Below are 15,712 nucleotides of genomic sequence, written 5' to 3' on the forward strand. Positions count from 1 at the left end.
GTCTTCTGGTGTGTTCTTGTGTCAAGTTCGGCAGTGGCAAGGTGAAGCGCTGCTGTCAGTATTTTTTGATGTTTTCCCAGCGCTTGATCAGGTCGGCGTGACCGTCGGTCCAGTCCTTGATGGCCTGGTCCATGGTCTTGCCATCGTTGACGGCACTGTTGATGGCACTGATATCGGCCAGGGGCACGTAGACGCTGGCGAGGACTTCACGCGCCTGCGGGTTCTCGGCCGAGAAGCCTTTCTGGCCGATCCAGTAATAGCCTTGGGGCGGTGCGAACACGCCTTTGGGGTCCTTGAGGAACTTGGTGTCGTACTTGAGGGCCATCCAGGTCGGTTCCCAGAGGGTCACCGCGACCCATTCCTTGCGGTCGACCGCCGACTTCAGCGCAGCGGTCATGGCCGCGGTGCTGCCCTCGAGCAGGTTGAGCTTAAGGCCATAGGTCTGGACGGCCTTGGCCGCGTCGCTCATCAGGCCCGAACCCGGCTCGATGCCCACGATCTTATTGCCGAACTTGTCGGCGTTTTCGTTGAGCTGTTCGATCGAGTCGATCGGCACGTACTTGGGCACGGCGATCGCCTGGTACAGCCCGTGGGACACCGGCGAGATCTTTTCCAGGCGGTTCTTGTTACGGTTCCAGAAGTCCTGCGCCACATAGTCGATCTGCGAGGCGAGGATCTGCACATCACCCTTGCTCAGCGCCGCGTAGGCGATGCCCCATTCCGAGAACGAGGTCACCTTGACGGTGTAGCCCGCGTCTTCCAGCACTTTCTTGGTGATGCCGGTGATCGGCGTGAGGTCTTCCCAGGACAACGTGCCCATGTGGATGACCTTCTCTTCGGCATGGGCCTGACACAAGCCCAGACCGACCATTGCGATCGCGCACAACGCCTTGCGGATACGATTCATGTGGAGCTCCTGCAGTAGGGCGGGCATGAATGCCCTGTTGTTGTTGAAATTCACCGACGTACTTGCATGGCCAAGCAATGCGCGGCCTGTGGAACCTGTCCTTGCGTGAGGGAGACTGGCATGGGCGGAAAAGGCCGTCAATGCAATTGTATTCTTTATGTATACCGAGAGAATTCTATAGGAATACGCCAAGACTCAATGCTCATCAGGGTTTTAGCGTCATCTCGCCAACAGCCGGTTGTCGTAGAAGGACATGTTATTGTCGCAGGCAGAAATGTGACGTCCGTGATGAAGTGCCCACCCTACGCACACCCTCGAAAAAGCAGTAGACACATTGTCTAACCGCTCCTATATTCATTATACAAATTGTAGACACAACACTATGACAACCAAGAAAGCCGCCATGAAAGTCATTGCCGACGCCGCCTCAGTCGATGCACCGCTGGACCGCAAGGCCGTACTGGCCGATGCACTGCGGCGCCGCATCCTGAGCATGGAGCTGGCACCTGGCGCCGTGGTCGATGAACTGGCGTTGTGCGAAGAATTCGGTCTGTCCCGACCACCCGTGCGTGAGCTGCTTCGGCAAATCGCCGCAGAGGGCTACATCGAACTGGAAGCCAACCGGGCACCACGTGTGGCGGCGATGAACCACGATTCCCTGCGCAGCTTCTTTCTGGCTGCACCGTTGATCTACGTGGCCACCACCCAGTTGGCTGCCAGCCATGCCACGGCTCGGGAGATCGAAGGGCTCAAGGCGATTCAAGAACGCTTTCGCCAGGCCATCGAGCAACGGGACGTGGAGAACCGCGTGCTCCACAACGACGCCTTCCATCTGGAGATCGGCCGGATGGCGCACAACGAATACTTGCTACCCAGCCTGCGTCGGCTGCTGATCGACCACGCGCGGCTGGGCAAGATCTTCTATCGACACCCGACCACCGATGACATGCAGCGCGATCTCGAGCTCGCCTGCCAGCAGCACGATCAGATGATCGAGGCCATCGAGCGGCGCGATCCTGAAACGGCCGGGCGACTGGCCAGGGAGCACATGGAACTGTCGCGTCGGCGCATGGCCGAGTACGCGGCACCCCAAGGCATGGATGTGGCATTGACGTTATGAAGTAAGGCTCACCGCCGCGCCATCACCCGGCAGCATGTCGAGTGGGGCGGGGCGCGATGAGGAACAGACGCTAACAACAATATCTGGTTCCTGAAATGACAAAGATCACCTCGTTGCCCGCCGACGACGCGTCGTGTGGCTGGTATCACCTCAGCAAAGGGCGGCCCATCAAGGCACCCCACAGCGGGCACACCGCTGCACGCTGGGTCATCGTCGGCGCCGGTTTCACCGGACTGGCCGCCGCCCGCCAGCTGGCGCTGCACTTCCCGGACGATCAGATCGTGCTGATCGAAGCCCAGGAAGTCGGCTACGGCTCCTCAGGCCGCAACGCCGGTTTCGCCATCGACTTGCCCCACGACATCGGTGCCGAGGATTACATTGGCGACATTGGCATCGCCAAGACGACGCTCAAGCTCAACCTCAGCGGTCAGTCGTACCTCAAGGACCTGGTCGAGCGTTACCAGATCGATTGCCAGATGAAGCACTGCGGCAAGTACCAGGCGGCTGTCGAGCCACGGGGTATCGCCGTGCTCGAGGCCTACCGACGTGGCCTGGACAAGCTCGACCAACCCTACGAGATGATCGACGCCGATGCCTTGCCGGCGCACATCGGCACCTCGTTCTACCGTAAGGCCCTGTTCACGCCAGGCACGTCACTCGTTCAGCCTGCGGCCTTGGTAAAGGGGCTGGCCGACAGCCTGCCGGCGAACGTCACCCTGTACGAACGCACCCCCATCACCGGGATCGTGCACGGCGCCAAGACGCTGCTCAAGCATGCCAATGGCTCGATCACGGCCGACAAGCTCATCCTCACCACCAATGCCTTCGGGATGAGTTTCGGGTTCCTCAAGGGGCGCATGCTGCCGGTGTTCACCTACGCCAGCCTGACCCGGCCCATGAACGAAGAGGAACAGGCGCGATTGGGTGGCAAACCCTATTGGGGCGTGATCCCCGCAGACCCGTTCGGCACCACCGTGCGCCGAACGCCGGACAACCGGTTGCTGATCCGCAACAGTTTCAGTTTCAACCCGGACGGGCGCGCCAACCCGAAGTACCTCACGCGCTTCGTCGCCCGTCACCGTGACGCCTTCGAGCGCCGCTTCCCCATGCTGTCCAATATGCCGTTCGAGTACACCTGGGGTGGGGCATTGGCCATGTCTCGCAACCACATGGGTTACTTCGGCGAGTTGGCCCCCACCATATACGGCGCCTTGTGCTGCAATGGCCTGGGCGTTACACGAGGCACGGCCACCGGCAAGTTGCTGGGTGACTGGCTGGCCGGTGAAAAGAACGAACTGATCGACTTCGTGCGACAGACCCCAGGGCCCAGTGCGAACCCACCGGCACCCTTGGTCTCGCTGGGTTTGAACATGAACTTGAAGTGGGGGCAATACCGCGCGGGCAAGGAAAGTTGAATCCCTGAACGACGCGTGATCGCGTTGATGTTTGCCAGGCCCTGATACGCCTGGCCTGCAGTATCTATTGCGTGCTGTTGACGGTCGGGGCCTTCCCTCGGCACGACGGAACTGAACGACGTATTCAGTTTCGCGGACGCGCTCGTTCGTCAATCGGCTGTTCTTTGGTCATGGCAGGAGAGAATAATGACAATGTCCACTGTATCCATCGAAGATGTACCTATTAATCGTTTCCATCAATTGTTGACCGTCCGCTCCGGCGGCGGGTCCTTCGTCGATGGTTATGTACTGAGTATCGTGGGCGTGGCCATGGCCCAGATGTCCGTCGGGCTCGGGCTGACCAGTTTCTGGCAAGGCATGATCGCCGCATCGGCCCTGATCGGCATTTTCTTCGGCGGCTTCTTCGGCGGCTGGCTGACCGATCGGTTCGGCCGCAAACGCGTGTTCTTCGTCGGGCCGGCCCTGTTCATCCTGTCCTCCATCGCGCAGTTCTGGGTCGAGTCGGCACTGGCCCTGTTCTTGTTGCGGTTCGCCATCGGCATCGCGGTCGGTATCGAGTACCCCGTGGCCACCTCGCTGCTGGTGGAGTTTCTGCCGAAGAAGAACCGCGGCCCGCGCCTGGCCACCTTGACCGTGCTGTGGTTTGCCGGTGCGGCATTGGCCTACATGGTCGGCGAGGCCATCCTCCATCATGGCGGCGACGAGGCCTGGCGCCTGGTGCTGGCCAGCGCCGCCGTGATCGGTGGCGTGTTGTTCGCCCTGCGCCTGGGCACGCCAGAGTCGCCGCGCTGGCTGATCAGCAAAGGCCGCGAGGCCGAGGCCGAGCAGGTGATCAAGCGCGTGTATGGCAACGATTTCTCCCTGCGCAACCTGCCGGAAGAGCCGAAGACGCGCGCCCTGTCGTTCCTCAGCCTGCTGCACTCCGGCTATGGCAAGCGCATGTTGTTCGTCACCATGTTCTGGACGTGTTCGGTGATCCCGGTCTTCGCCGTCTACGCGTTCGCCCCGAAAGTGCTCGGCGCGCTCAACCTCAAAGGGGACTGGGCCTCGATCGGTTCGGTCGCCATCACCTGCCTGTTCGTCGTGGGCTGCATCATCGCCACCCGCCTGCTCAACGGGCTGGGACGGCGGACCACGCTGCTGCACAGCTTCTTCTGGTCGGGGTTGGCCTTGCTGGGCCTGGGCGCCTTCAGCAACGGCTCCGAGATGCTGATCCTGGCGCTGTTCGGTGCTTACGCACTGTTCATCGGCGGTGCCCAGGTGCTGCAACTGGTCTACCCCAACGAACTGTTCCCCACCGAGATCCGTGCCGGCGCCGTGGGCGTGGGCACGTCGATGTCGAGGATCGGGGCCGCCGTCGGCACCTGGCTGGTGCCCATGGCCCTGGATAGCTACGGCATCAGCGCCACCATGTACGCCGCCGCTGCGGTCACCTTCGTCGGCCTGGCCTTCTCGCTGGCCTTGGCCCCGGAAACCCGCTCGATGAACCTGCAACAGGCCGCCTCGCTCGCCTGAAGCCCGTACCCCGTCGCGGCGCCCGGCGTCGCGGTCTTCAACACCCTGAACAGGAAGCACCTACCGTGACATTCGAAGGCATCTACACCCCGGCAATCACCCCGCTGGCTGCGGACGGCTCGATCGACAAGGCCGCATTCGCCAACGTGCTCGAGTACCTGGTCGAGTCGAAGATCCATGGCGTGATCATCGGTGGCTCCACCGGCGAGTACTACGCCCACACCACCCAAGAGCGCCTCGACCTGGCCGCCCAGGCCAAGGACGTGCTCAACGGCCGTCTGCCGCTGATCGTCGGCACCGGTGGCATTCGCACCGAAGACGCCGTGACCTTCGCCCAGCATGCCAGGGAGATCAAGGCCGACGCACTGCTGGTCGGCACCCCGCCGTACGCGCTGCCGACCCAGCAGGAAATCGCCGATCACGTCAAAGCCATCGACGCGGCTGCCGGCCTGCCGATCATGCTCTACAACTACCCGGGCCGCATGAGCGTGAGCATGGGCGAGGCATTCTTCGACGCCATCGCCGAGGTCAAGAACGTCGTCGCCATCAAGGAAAGCTCCGGTGACATGGCGCAACTGCACCGCCTGGCCATCCACCGCCCGAACATCCAGCTGTCCTGCGGCTGGGACGACCAGGCCCTGGAATTCTTCGCCTGGGGCGCCAAGAGCTGGGTCTGCGCCGGTTCCAACTTCATCCCACGCGAGCACGTGGCCCTGTACGAGGCCTGCGTGATCGAGAAGAACTTCGACAAGGGCCGCAAGATCATGGCCGCGATGATGCCGCTGATGGACTTCCTCGAAGGCGGCAAGTTCGTCCAGGCCATCAAGAACGGTGTCGCCCTCAACGGCCTGAGCACCGGCGGCGTGCGCAAGCCGTTGTCCGACCTGGACGCTGCCGAGAAGCAGGAACTCCAGCGCGTGGTCACCGAACTCAAGGCCACCATCGCCCAGATCCACTAAGGAGCCCTGAACATGACTGAATTGCTGAGCAAAGAAGGCTACGCGGCGATCGCCGCCGACCTGCAACTGCGCACCCAGGCGTTCATCGACGGCCAGTTCCGCGATGCCCAGTCGGGCCGCACCTTCGTCACCACCAACCCGGCCACCGGCCAGCAGCTGGTCGAAGTCGCCGCCTGCGACGTCAACGACGTGAACGTCGCCGTGGCCGCGGCCAAGCGCGTGTTCGAGGCAGGCACCTGGTCGAAGATGCAGCCGAACGACCGCAAGCACGTGCTGCAGAAGTTCGCCCAGCTGCTCGAAGACAACGCCCATGAACTGGCGGTGCTCGAGTCCCTGGACAGCGGCAAGCCGGTCAGCGAATGCCAGACCGTGGACGTGCCGGAAACCATCCATACGATCCGCTGGCACGCCGAGCTGATCGACAAGATCTACGACGCCACGGCCCCGACCGGCCACGCTGCCGTGACCATGGTCGTGCGCGAGGCCATCGGCGTGGTCGGCCTGGTGTTGCCATGGAACTTCCCGCTGTTGATGCTGGCCTGGAAGATCGCCCCGTCGCTGGCGGCTGGCTGCTCGATCGTGGTCAAGCCGGCCAAGGAAACCACCCTCAGCGCCCTGCGTGTGGCCGAACTGGCCCATGAGGCCGGCATTCCGGCAGGTGTATTCAACCTGGTACCAGGCGGTGGCCGTGAAGTGGGCGAGGCCATCGGTCGCCACATGGACATTCCGATGGTGAGCTTCACCGGCTCCACCGACACCGGCCGGCTGTTCCTCAAGTACGCGGCCGAGTCCAACCTCAAGCGCATCGTCCTGGAGCTGGGTGGCAAGAACCCGGCCGTGGTCATGAACGACTGCGAAGACCTGGACGAAGTGGCCCAGTTCGTCACCGCCGGTGCCTTCTGGAACATGGGCGAGAACTGCTCGGCATCCTCGCGCCTGATCGTGCACAAGGACGTCAAGGACGAGTTGCTGGGCCTGATGGCCAAGCACCTGAAGGACTGGAAACTGGGCGACCCGCTCGACCCGGACAACCGCCTGGGCGCGATGGTCAGCGCGTCGCACTTCGAGAAGGTCAAGTCGTACCTGGACTACGCTGTCGAGCAGAAACTCAGCATCGTTCAGGGCGGCGAGACCGAAGAGGGTGTGTTCGTGCAGCCGACCATCGTCGACAACGTGGGCCGCGACAGCAAGCTGTTCGTCGAAGAGATCTTCGGTCCGGTGCTGAGCGTGACCAGCTTCGAGACCTTCGACGAAGCCATCGAGCTGGCCAACGACACCGTGTACGGCCTGGCCGCCTCGGCCTACACCGGCAGCCTGCGCAACGCACTGCGCCTGTCGCGTGAAATCCGCGCGGGCGTGGTGACGGTCAACTGCTTCGGCGAGGGGGATGTGAGCACGCCGTTCGGTGGCTACAAGGAGTCTGGCTTTGGTGGACGTGACAAGTCCATCTGGGCCCATGACCAGTACACGGAGCTCAAGACCATCTGGATCAACGCTTCGTGACGGGTAGGGCGCATGCGGCCTTGTCGCATGCGCCCGCACACGCTGCGCTGTTCTGACGGAGTTCGGCGCGCAACTGGCCACTGCCCCCCTAGGCAGTGGCTTCTTCGCATCTGGAGGGTCGTGAGCGTGATCGCCGCCATCGCAAGGCGCCAGCGCACCAGGGCTCGCTCAGGTGGTTACCGTGAGGAGGGCATGACTGATGGCACATGTCGTTTCGCTGTTCCGTTACCCCATAAAAGGCTTCGAAGGTGAATCCCTCGACCGCGTTTCGCTCGTCTGCGGCCAAGGTATCCCCGGTGATCGTGTCGTAGGCATCACTCGAAGTGGAGCGCCCGCAGGCGCGGCTCCGTTCCAGCAACTGACGACCAACCCGGGGCTGGTCCACTTCGTACCCGGACGTCGCGCGGGTGCGGCGACGCTCCACGAGCGACGGGCTGCCGGGGCTGGCGATCTGCTGAGCAACCCCGAGGGCCTGATCGAACGCTTCGGTGCGCACACCCAGGTCGTCCAACGCAAGGACGGCCTCGGACACTGGGATTTCGACGACTCGGCACTGTCGATCATCAATGTCCGCACGGTAAAGGCTTTGTCCACGCTGCTGGGCATGTCGCTGGACCCCATGCGCTTTCGGGCCAACCTCTACATCGAGGCCGAACCCTTTTCGGAGTTCGACTGGCTGGGAAGGGGGGTCGATATCGGCCAGGCCCAACTGTCGATCGTCCGTCCTACCAAGCGCTGCAGCGCCACATCGGTGAACCCGCAGACAGGCGAGCTGGATATGAACCTGCCGGCGCAGCTCAATCGGCACTTCGGTCACCTGTACTGCGGTGTGTATGCGCGCGTCGAGCGCGCAGGGGATCTGGCGCCTGGTGACGCGGTCAGTCCTACACAGCACCACTATCCAGCCCCGTTGGCCATCGCGACACGGGTGCCGAAGGTGCCTGCCCTGGTCTCGTGGCCACGGCCCGTCGAGGTCGTCGACATCGTCGAAGAGGCGCAGGGCATTCGCTCGGTCTGGCTGCAGGACCGTCTCGCCGGGCTGGGCTCGCTGGCCGATTTCGTGGCGGGGCAGCATGTCGCGCTGCATCGGCTGACGGTGGAGGGCGCCTGGCGGCGCTATACCGTTTCAGGCATCGACGGTGATCGGGTGCGCCTGACCGTGAAGCAGGGCGAGGGTGTCGGCTCCAAGGCCATCCATGCCCTGCAGGTCGGTCAGTCCCTGCAGTTGAGCGGGCCCTTCGGGCCGCCCAGTATCGACCTGCAGACCCCTGCGAATCTCTTCCTGACGGCAGGCATCGGCATCACGCCGACGATCACCAAGCTGCAAGCGCTCGTCGACGCCGGCTACGACCGGCCCGTGCAGGTCGTGCACAGTGTGCGCGCCGGTAATGAGCTGGCGCTGTGGGAGGAGGTGACCGCGCTGCTGACGCGGCTCAAGGCCGGTATTGCCACGCTGCACGTGACCCAGGGCGCTGAGGGTATCGAAGGCGCGGTGGCGGGCCGTCCGTCCCTCGATGCGTTGATCGCCGACGCGGCTGCCCGTGGCGCGGCCATCCATGTCTGCGGGCCCGAGGGTTTCCAAGCCCAGGTCCTGGCCTGCGCAGAGCGCGTCGAGAGCGTCGACCGCTTGCACATGGACAGTTTCGCGACGCCAGACACCGTGGTCGAGATGCGACCCATCCCCCAGTCGGGCCCCTTCACCGTGACCTTTGGCCGCTCGGGGTTCTCTGCCGTCTGGCATCCGGCGGACGGCACGCTCTTGAACTTTGCCGAAGCCAAAGGCCTCGTGAGACCGGCCCATTGCCGTGCCGGGTTGTGCCAGACCTGTGCGTGCACGCTGCTGGAGGGCGAGGTGTTCACGTTGACCGGTACAGCCAGCGTCAAGTCGGGGCAAGCGCTAATGTGCGCCGTTGTCCCTGCCAGCGATCTTCGTCTCGACTGCTGAGATCGTCGCAGAGCCATCGCTTGGGGTGAGCGCCGATTCCGCACGGCCAGGGAGGACAGTGCGGGCTTGGACGGGTGTCAGGATGTCTGCGCCGGCCAGTTCCCCAGCCAGTGCATCGACGAAGTCGGCTTCGTCCACCTCCGCAGGCAGCGGCATGCCGGGCAGGCACGAGATCGCCGGTGCCGGTCCCTGTACCAGTGCATAGGGCATCGGCTTGCCCAGCGCGACCCATTCGCCCCAGATCTGCCCGATGGCACCGTTACTCCATCAGCGGCACACCACTGAGTGCCTGCAACGCCTCGAACGTCACGTCCGCGCAGATCTCGACCACTTTCAGCCCTTCAGGGATCACGTCCAGCACGGCCAGGTCGGTGTAGATACGGCTCACGCAGCCCATGCCGGTCAAGGGGTAGGTACATTCCGCGACCAGCTTGCTCTCGCCGGTCTTGGTCAGGTGGTCCATCATCACGAACACCTGGCGCGCTCCGGTGGCCAGATCCATGGCGCCGCCCACGGCCGGGATCGCGCCTTCTGCCCCGGTGTGCCAGTTGGCCAGGTCCCCCCTGACCGAGACCTGGAAGGCGCCCAGCACGGCGATGTCCAGGTGGCCGCCGCGCATCATCGAGAACGAGTCGGCATGGTGGAAATAGGCGCCGCCAGGCAACAGCGTCACGTGCTGCTTGCCGGCGTTGATCAGGTCGTCGTCTTCCTCGCCAAGCGCCGGGCTGGGGCCCATGCCCAGCAGGCCGTTCTCGCTGTGCAGGAACACGTCCTTGTCGCCCAGGTAGTTGGCCACCAGGGTCGGCGCGCCGATGCCCAGGTTCACGTAGGCACCTTCCTGGATGTCGGCGGCCACGCGCTGGGCCATGTCGGTACGGGAGCGCTTTCGGGTGATGGTCATGGCAGGCCTCAGGATGCATGGGCGAGGGAAGCGGCGGCAACGCCAGGCGCGGCCACCACGCGTTGGACGAAGATGCCGGGGGTGACGATGTGTTCCGGGTCCAGTTCGCCCAGCTCGACGATCCAGTCGACCTGGACGATGGCGGTCTTGGCGGCCATGGCCATGATCGGGCCGAAGTTGCGCGCCGCCTTGCGGTAGGTCAGGTTGCCCCAGCGGTCCCCATGGTGCGCCTTGATCAGCGCGAAGTCGGCGTGCAGCGGCATCTCCAGCACGTACTGGCGGCCGTCGATCTCGCGGGTTTCCTTGCCTTCGGCGAGCAGGGTGCCGTAGCCGGTCGGCGAATAGAACGCGCCGATGCCCGAGCCTGCGGCGCGGATGCGTTCGGCCAGGTTGCCTTGCGGCACCACCTCCAGCTCGATCTTGCCGGCGCGGTACAGGGCATCGAACACGTAGGAGTCGGACTGGCGCGGGAACGAGCAAATGACCTTGCGCACGCAGCCGGCCTGGAGCAGCGCGGCCAGGCCGGTGTCGCCGTTGCCGGCGTTGTTGCTGATGATGGTCAGGTCGCGGGGGGCGAGGGCGATCAGGCCGTCGATGAGCGCCGAAGGCATGCCGGCAGTGCCAAAACCGCCGACCATCAGGGTCGAGCCATCAGTGATGCCGGCGACGGCGCTGGCGATGGAGGGGTGGGTCTTGTCGATCACGGCAGGGCTCCGGGTAATGAGGCGAGGGGCAGGGCGCGCGAAGATCGTTTCGGGCGTTTTGGGTAGCTTGCCGCACATGGAGGGAGGAATAGAGAGGAGGGCACTGTAACCGTGCGGTTACCGAACGGTTCTTGGGCCTGGGAGGCGGTTCATGTTCAGCACTGATGTCCCCCTGTGATCAAGGTGTTGCCGGCCGACGTGCACTCAGCACACAATACTTATTAAGAATTGTTTTCACTCGCAAGGTTTTCCCATGCAGTCGGCCATCACCCTCCCTCGTACCGTTCGTGTTCTCGCCATTGAAGATGACCCCGTACTGTCGGCCCACATCGACAGCCATCTGGCTGAGCGGGGCTTTGCCGTAACCCTGCGCCATAGCGCTGACGGGGTGCCGGCATTGTTGAGCGAGGGCGGTTACGATCTGGTGTTGATGGACATCATGCTGCCGGACAGCAACGGGCTCGAGACGCTCGTCGAGCTACGGCGCAAACAGCGTGTGCCGGTCATCCTGATGTCCGCACTGGGGGCCGAGCAGGACCGCATCGTCGGTTTCAGCCAAGGGGCCGACGACTATCTGCCCAAGCCTTTCAGCATAGCGGAGCTGGACGTGCGCATCGAAGCCATTCTGCGGCGGGTGGCCTACGAGCGAGAGGCACCGGCACACCTTGCGCTGCCCCATGACTCGGGCCTGTCGTTCGACACGTTGCACGGCGATGTCAGCCACGACAACCGCTGGGCCGGGTTCACCAGCAGCGAGTACCGCATTCTCGAGACCTTGTTGCAGGCCCAGGGCGAGGTGCTGAGCAAGACTTTCCTCTACCAGCAAGCCTTGAACCGTGCCTATTCGATTCACGACCGCAGCCTGGACATGCACGTCAGCCATATTCGTCGCAAGCTGCAGGACATCGGCTACAGCGCAGGCCGGGTCGAAACGGTACGAGGCGCGGGCTATGTCTTCAAGCGCGTGCTGCCATGACGCTGCCTGACCGCCACTCACTGTTCTGGACGCTGCTGGGTGGAATCGCACTGTTGAGTCTGCTGGTGATAAGCCTGCATGTGGACGTCAGCCGGCGCCTCGAAATGGCTACCTCGACCCTTGGCGAGCCGGCTCGACACGTGCTGTCCGGTTATGCCGAGGAGGCCGAACGTGCCTGGGAAGCGGGCGGCACCCCGGACGTCGATACGTTCCTCGCCCGTTTGAAGGCACAGGAGGGCGTCTGGGCTGCGGTGGTCGGGCTGAACGATCAGTCGCTGTCATCGCAACCCTTGCGCGACCGCGAGCGCAAACGGCTGCATTTCATGCGATCGCTCGAATGGTCGGTTGGTCGCCCAGGTGGCACACCCACATTCTACGTGCCGTTCCAGCGCAGCGAAGCCCGACTGGTGATGGACTTGCCAGCACGGCTCGACCCTCGCAAGTACAACCACCTCTGGCGCTTGCTGCTGGAGCGGCTGTTGCCCGCCTGCCTGGCCTTCGGTCTGGGTGTGCTGCTGTATCGCAAGGTGATCGCGCCCCTGGCCATTTTGCGCAGGCAGGCCATGGCCCTCAGTGCCGGCGACCTGTCGGCCAGGGTCGGTAGCCAGCTGGCCGCTCGCCGTGACGAACTCGGTGAGTTGGCGCGGGCCTTCGATCATATGGCCGGCCGACTGGAAAACACGGTGGGCTTTCAGCGCCAGCTATTGCGCGACCTGTCCCACGAACTGCGCACTCCACTCAGCCGCCTTCGGGTCACCGGTGAGCGCGAGCAGGATCCCGTCGCGCTGCGCCAGCGTCTGGAGCGGGAAGTACAGGGCATGGAGCAGTTGATCAACGGCATTCTGGAACTGGTCTGGCTGGACACCGAGCGACCGACGCTACCGCTCGCGCCTGTGGACATTGGGCGCCTGTGGGACGTGCTGTGCGAAGACGCCTGCTACGAAAGCGGCTGGTCGCCAGAGCGTTTGCGCAACGCGCTACCCGACGACTGCGTGGTGCTGGGGCACCTGAACAGCCTGGCCCAGGCCATGGAAAACGTGCTGCGCAATGCCATACGCCATTCACCGCCCGACGGTGTGGTGACGTTGGGCGGCCACCGGCAAGGCGATGACTGGCATCTGTGGATCGAGGATCAAGGCCCGGGCATTGCGCCCGACAAGCTCGAATCGATCTTCCAGCCCTTCACCCGGCTCAACGCCGCGCGCCCAGGTGGAGAGGGCTTCGGCCTCGGCCTGTCGATCGCTCGTAGCGTGAGCCGATTGCAGGGTGGCGCTGTATGGGCGCAAAACCGCACCCCAGGTCTGCGCATCACGCTGCGCATGCCAAGTGTATAGAATGTAAAAAAGATTTACTCTCAATTGCGAACCTATAGCATTCGCCCTCGTTCCGGGCAGGTCCGGAGCGAGCCGAATGCGCTGCCAACCGAAGCCGTACGCTCCTGCCTGCATTAATTCATAGCAAGGAGTGTTTCGATGCAGCCCCGATTCAAGCTCAACCATCTCTGCCTGGCCTTGCTGGCCGCGTCCCCGTCGGCCCTGCTGGCCGCCACCGATGAGCAGGCTGACAACGCCCAGAGCCAGGCAATCGAGCTGCACGAAACCCAGGTGGTGGCCAGTGCCGAAGAAGAGCTGAAGCAGGCCTCGGGCGTATCGATCATCACCGACGAAGACCTCAAGAAGCGCCCACCGGTCAACGACCTGTCGGAAATCATCCGCAAGATGCCCGGCGTGAACCTGACCGGCAACAGCGCCAGCGGCTCTCGGGGCAACAACCGGCAGATCGACCTGCGTGGCATGGGGCCGGAAAACACCCTGATCCTCATCGACGGCAAGCCGGTCACCTCGCGCAACTCGGTGCGCTATACCCGTGCCGGCGAGCGCGACACCCGTGGCGACAGCAACTGGGTACCGGCCGATCAGGTCGAAAGCATCGAGGTGCTGCGCGGCCCGGCAGCGGCCCGCTACGGTTCCGGTTCGATGGGGGGTGTGGTGAACATCGTCACCAAACGCCCGACCCAGCACATGACCGGCAGCATCACGGCGTTCACCAACCTGCCCGAAGACGACGCCGAGGGCGTGACCAAGCGCACCACCTTCAGCCTGGCTGGCCCACTGACCGACTCGCTGACCTTCCGCGTGTACGGCAACCTGAACAAGACCGACGCCGACGACGCCGACATCAACCAGGACCATACCGCGCAGGGCGCGTCCCTGGCTGCGGGCCGTGAAGGTGTGCGCAACAAAGACATCAAGGCCTTGCTGAGCTGGGCGCTGGACGATCAGCAGACCCTTGACGTCGAGACCGGTTTCAGCCGCCAAGGCAATATCTACGCCGGTGACGTCGGTACGGGCGGGACGACGTCGCTCACGCCAGGCAATGTCATCAACCAGTGGGTAGGTCGCGAGACCAACACCTTGTACCGCCAGGACTTTTCCGTGACCCACCGTGGCGATTGGGACTGGGGCTCTTCACGGGTGGTAGCGCAGTACGAGAACACCCGCAACAACCGCCTGCAGGAAGGGATGACCGGCAGCGTGGATGGCGACATCAACAGTGACGAGAAGACCACCAGTACCTACGACAGCTATCTGCTGCAAGGCCAGGTCGACGTGCCGCTGGAGTTCCTGCGTCCGCAAACCCTCACCCTGGGCGCCGAGTGGAACTACCAGGAACTGGACGACCCAGGCACCCTGGACCGCGCCGTCGGCAGCACGCTGCCCAATTCCGCCGCCGGTACCCGCCCGACCGACATGGACGCGACCATGATGGCACTGTTCGTCGAGGACAATATCGAGCTGACCCCGGACTGGTACCTGACCCCCGGCCTGCGCCTGGACCACCACGATCAGTTCGGCGCCAACTGGAGCCCGAGCCTGAACAGCTCGTACAAGCTCACCCCGGACGTCACCCTCAAGGCCGGCATCGCCCGCGCGTTCAAAGCGCCGAACCTGTACCAGTCCAACCCCAACTACCTGTACCGCAGCAACGGCAACGGTTGTGCACCAAGCCTGGCCTCCAATGGTTGCTATGTGTTGGGTAACAAGGACCTCGATCCTGAAATCAGCATCAACAAAGAGCTGGGTATCGCCTTTGCCCGCGAAGGCTGGACCGCTGGCCTGACCTACTTCCGCAACGACTATGACAACAAGATCACCTCGTCCAACGATCTGGTCGGCCGCACGTCTACCAACGAAGCCATCCTGCGCTGGGACAACGCCAAGGACGCCGTGGTCAAGGGCTGGGAAGGCTACGTCGGCGTACCCTTGCTGGGCGAAGCCGGTGAGACCCTGAGCTGGAATACCAACTTCACCTACATGGACGCCAACGAAGACAACGACGGCAACCCCTTGAGCGTGGTCCCGGAATACACCGTCAACACCATGCTCGACTGGCAGGTGACCCAGGCCCTGTCCCTGAGCCTGACCGGCACCTACTACGGCAAGCAGGAGCCCCGCAGATTCAACCCGACCCGCGACGTCAGCGTGATCAATGCAAACGAGCTCGAAACCCTCGACCCGTACCACGTCTGGGGTATGGGCGGCACCTACGAGGTGAACAAGAATCTGTCGTTCGGCGCTGGCATCAACAACCTGTTCGACAAGCGCGTGTACCGCGAAGGCGCGGGTACCAGCGCCGGTGCAGCCACCTACAACGAACCGGGACGAGCGTTCTACGCATCGATCACCACCTCGTTCTGACAGTCACTGCAGCCTGGCCACCGCGGTGGCCTCGGACCCAGCCCTGAGCGGGCTGGGTCTTGCCGTGTT

13 protein-coding genes are annotated in these 15,712 nt (G+C 63.7%); 9 read left to right on the plus strand and 4 right to left on the minus strand.

Translation table 11 applies throughout. The features are described from left to right. Positions 1-55: 55 nt before the first annotated feature. On the minus strand, positions 56-907 hold the full coding sequence (locus G7007_RS12425; RefSeq protein ID WP_181102118.1) for a glycine betaine ABC transporter substrate-binding protein: 852 nt from the start codon (positions 905-907) through the stop codon (positions 56-58). Between the two features lie 403 nt (positions 908-1,310). On the opposite strand from G7007_RS12425, the gene G7007_RS12430 reads away from it, so the two are divergent. The 6 genes from G7007_RS12430 (at position 1,311) to G7007_RS12455 (ending at position 9,364) form a co-directional block, all read left to right on the plus strand. Continuing rightward, the gene (locus tag G7007_RS12430; RefSeq protein WP_181102120.1) at positions 1,311-2,027 is read left to right on the plus strand and encodes a GntR family transcriptional regulator; all 717 of its coding nucleotides are present in this window, start codon (positions 1,311-1,313) and stop codon (positions 2,025-2,027) included. 95 nt (positions 2,028-2,122) lie between these two features. Then, positions 2,123-3,442, plus strand: coding sequence for an NAD(P)/FAD-dependent oxidoreductase (locus tag G7007_RS12435; protein WP_181102122.1), 1,320 nt, complete (start codon positions 2,123-2,125; stop codon positions 3,440-3,442). Between the two features lie 186 nt (positions 3,443-3,628). Then, positions 3,629-4,957, plus strand: a complete 1,329-nt coding sequence (locus G7007_RS12440) for an MFS transporter (protein WP_181102123.1) — start codon at positions 3,629-3,631, stop codon at positions 4,955-4,957. A gap of 65 nt (positions 4,958-5,022) precedes the next feature. Then, entirely contained in the window at positions 5,023-5,916 is an 894-nt protein-coding gene (locus G7007_RS12445; RefSeq protein WP_181102125.1) for a dihydrodipicolinate synthase family protein, read from the plus strand. Between the two features lie 12 nt (positions 5,917-5,928). Further along, the gene (locus G7007_RS12450; RefSeq protein WP_181102127.1) at positions 5,929-7,419 is read left to right on the plus strand and encodes an aldehyde dehydrogenase; all 1,491 of its coding nucleotides are present in this window, start codon (positions 5,929-5,931) and stop codon (positions 7,417-7,419) included. Between the two features lie 199 nt (positions 7,420-7,618). Continuing rightward, positions 7,619-9,364, plus strand: a complete 1,746-nt coding sequence (locus G7007_RS12455) for an MOSC domain-containing protein (RefSeq protein WP_181102129.1) — start codon at positions 7,619-7,621, stop codon at positions 9,362-9,364. Here G7007_RS12455 and G7007_RS22530 read toward each other — a convergent pair. From G7007_RS22530 to G7007_RS12470, 3 genes are read right to left on the minus strand one after another with little or no spacing between them, the layout of a single operon-like run. Further along, complete coding sequence (locus G7007_RS22530) at positions 9,317-9,616, minus strand: UbiD family decarboxylase domain-containing protein (RefSeq protein ID WP_375139493.1); 300 nt, start codon at positions 9,614-9,616, stop codon at positions 9,317-9,319. The genes G7007_RS12455 and G7007_RS22530 overlap by 48 nt on opposite strands. A 7-nt stretch (positions 9,617-9,623) precedes the next feature. Next, entirely contained in the window at positions 9,624-10,265 is a 642-nt protein-coding gene (locus G7007_RS12465; protein ID WP_181102133.1) for a 3-oxoacid CoA-transferase subunit B, read from the minus strand. Between the two features lie 8 nt (positions 10,266-10,273). Next, positions 10,274-10,969: a 3-oxoacid CoA-transferase subunit A gene (locus G7007_RS12470; protein ID WP_181102135.1), complete on the minus strand. Its 696-nt coding sequence runs from the start codon at positions 10,967-10,969 to the stop codon at positions 10,274-10,276. A gap of 253 nt (positions 10,970-11,222) precedes the next feature. Here G7007_RS12470 and G7007_RS12475 point away from each other — a divergent pair, with 253 nt between their 5' ends. The 3 genes from G7007_RS12475 (at position 11,223) to G7007_RS12485 (ending at position 15,643) form a co-directional block, all read left to right on the plus strand. Then, the gene (locus G7007_RS12475) at positions 11,223-11,945 is read left to right on the plus strand and encodes a response regulator transcription factor (protein ID WP_181102137.1); all 723 of its coding nucleotides are present in this window, start codon (positions 11,223-11,225) and stop codon (positions 11,943-11,945) included. Then, entirely contained in the window at positions 11,942-13,279 is a 1,338-nt protein-coding gene (locus G7007_RS12480) for a sensor histidine kinase (RefSeq protein ID WP_181102139.1), read from the plus strand. Before G7007_RS12475 ends, G7007_RS12480 begins: the two co-directional genes overlap by 4 nt. Before the next feature lie 138 nt (positions 13,280-13,417). Then, entirely contained in the window at positions 13,418-15,643 is a 2,226-nt protein-coding gene (locus G7007_RS12485) for a TonB-dependent siderophore receptor (RefSeq protein WP_181102141.1), read from the plus strand. Positions 15,644-15,712: the final 69 nt, after the last annotated feature.

It is taken from the genome of Pseudomonas entomophila, assembly GCF_013523125.1.
In the GTDB taxonomy this organism is placed as follows: Bacteria; Pseudomonadota; Gammaproteobacteria; order Pseudomonadales; family Pseudomonadaceae; genus Aquipseudomonas; species Aquipseudomonas entomophila_B.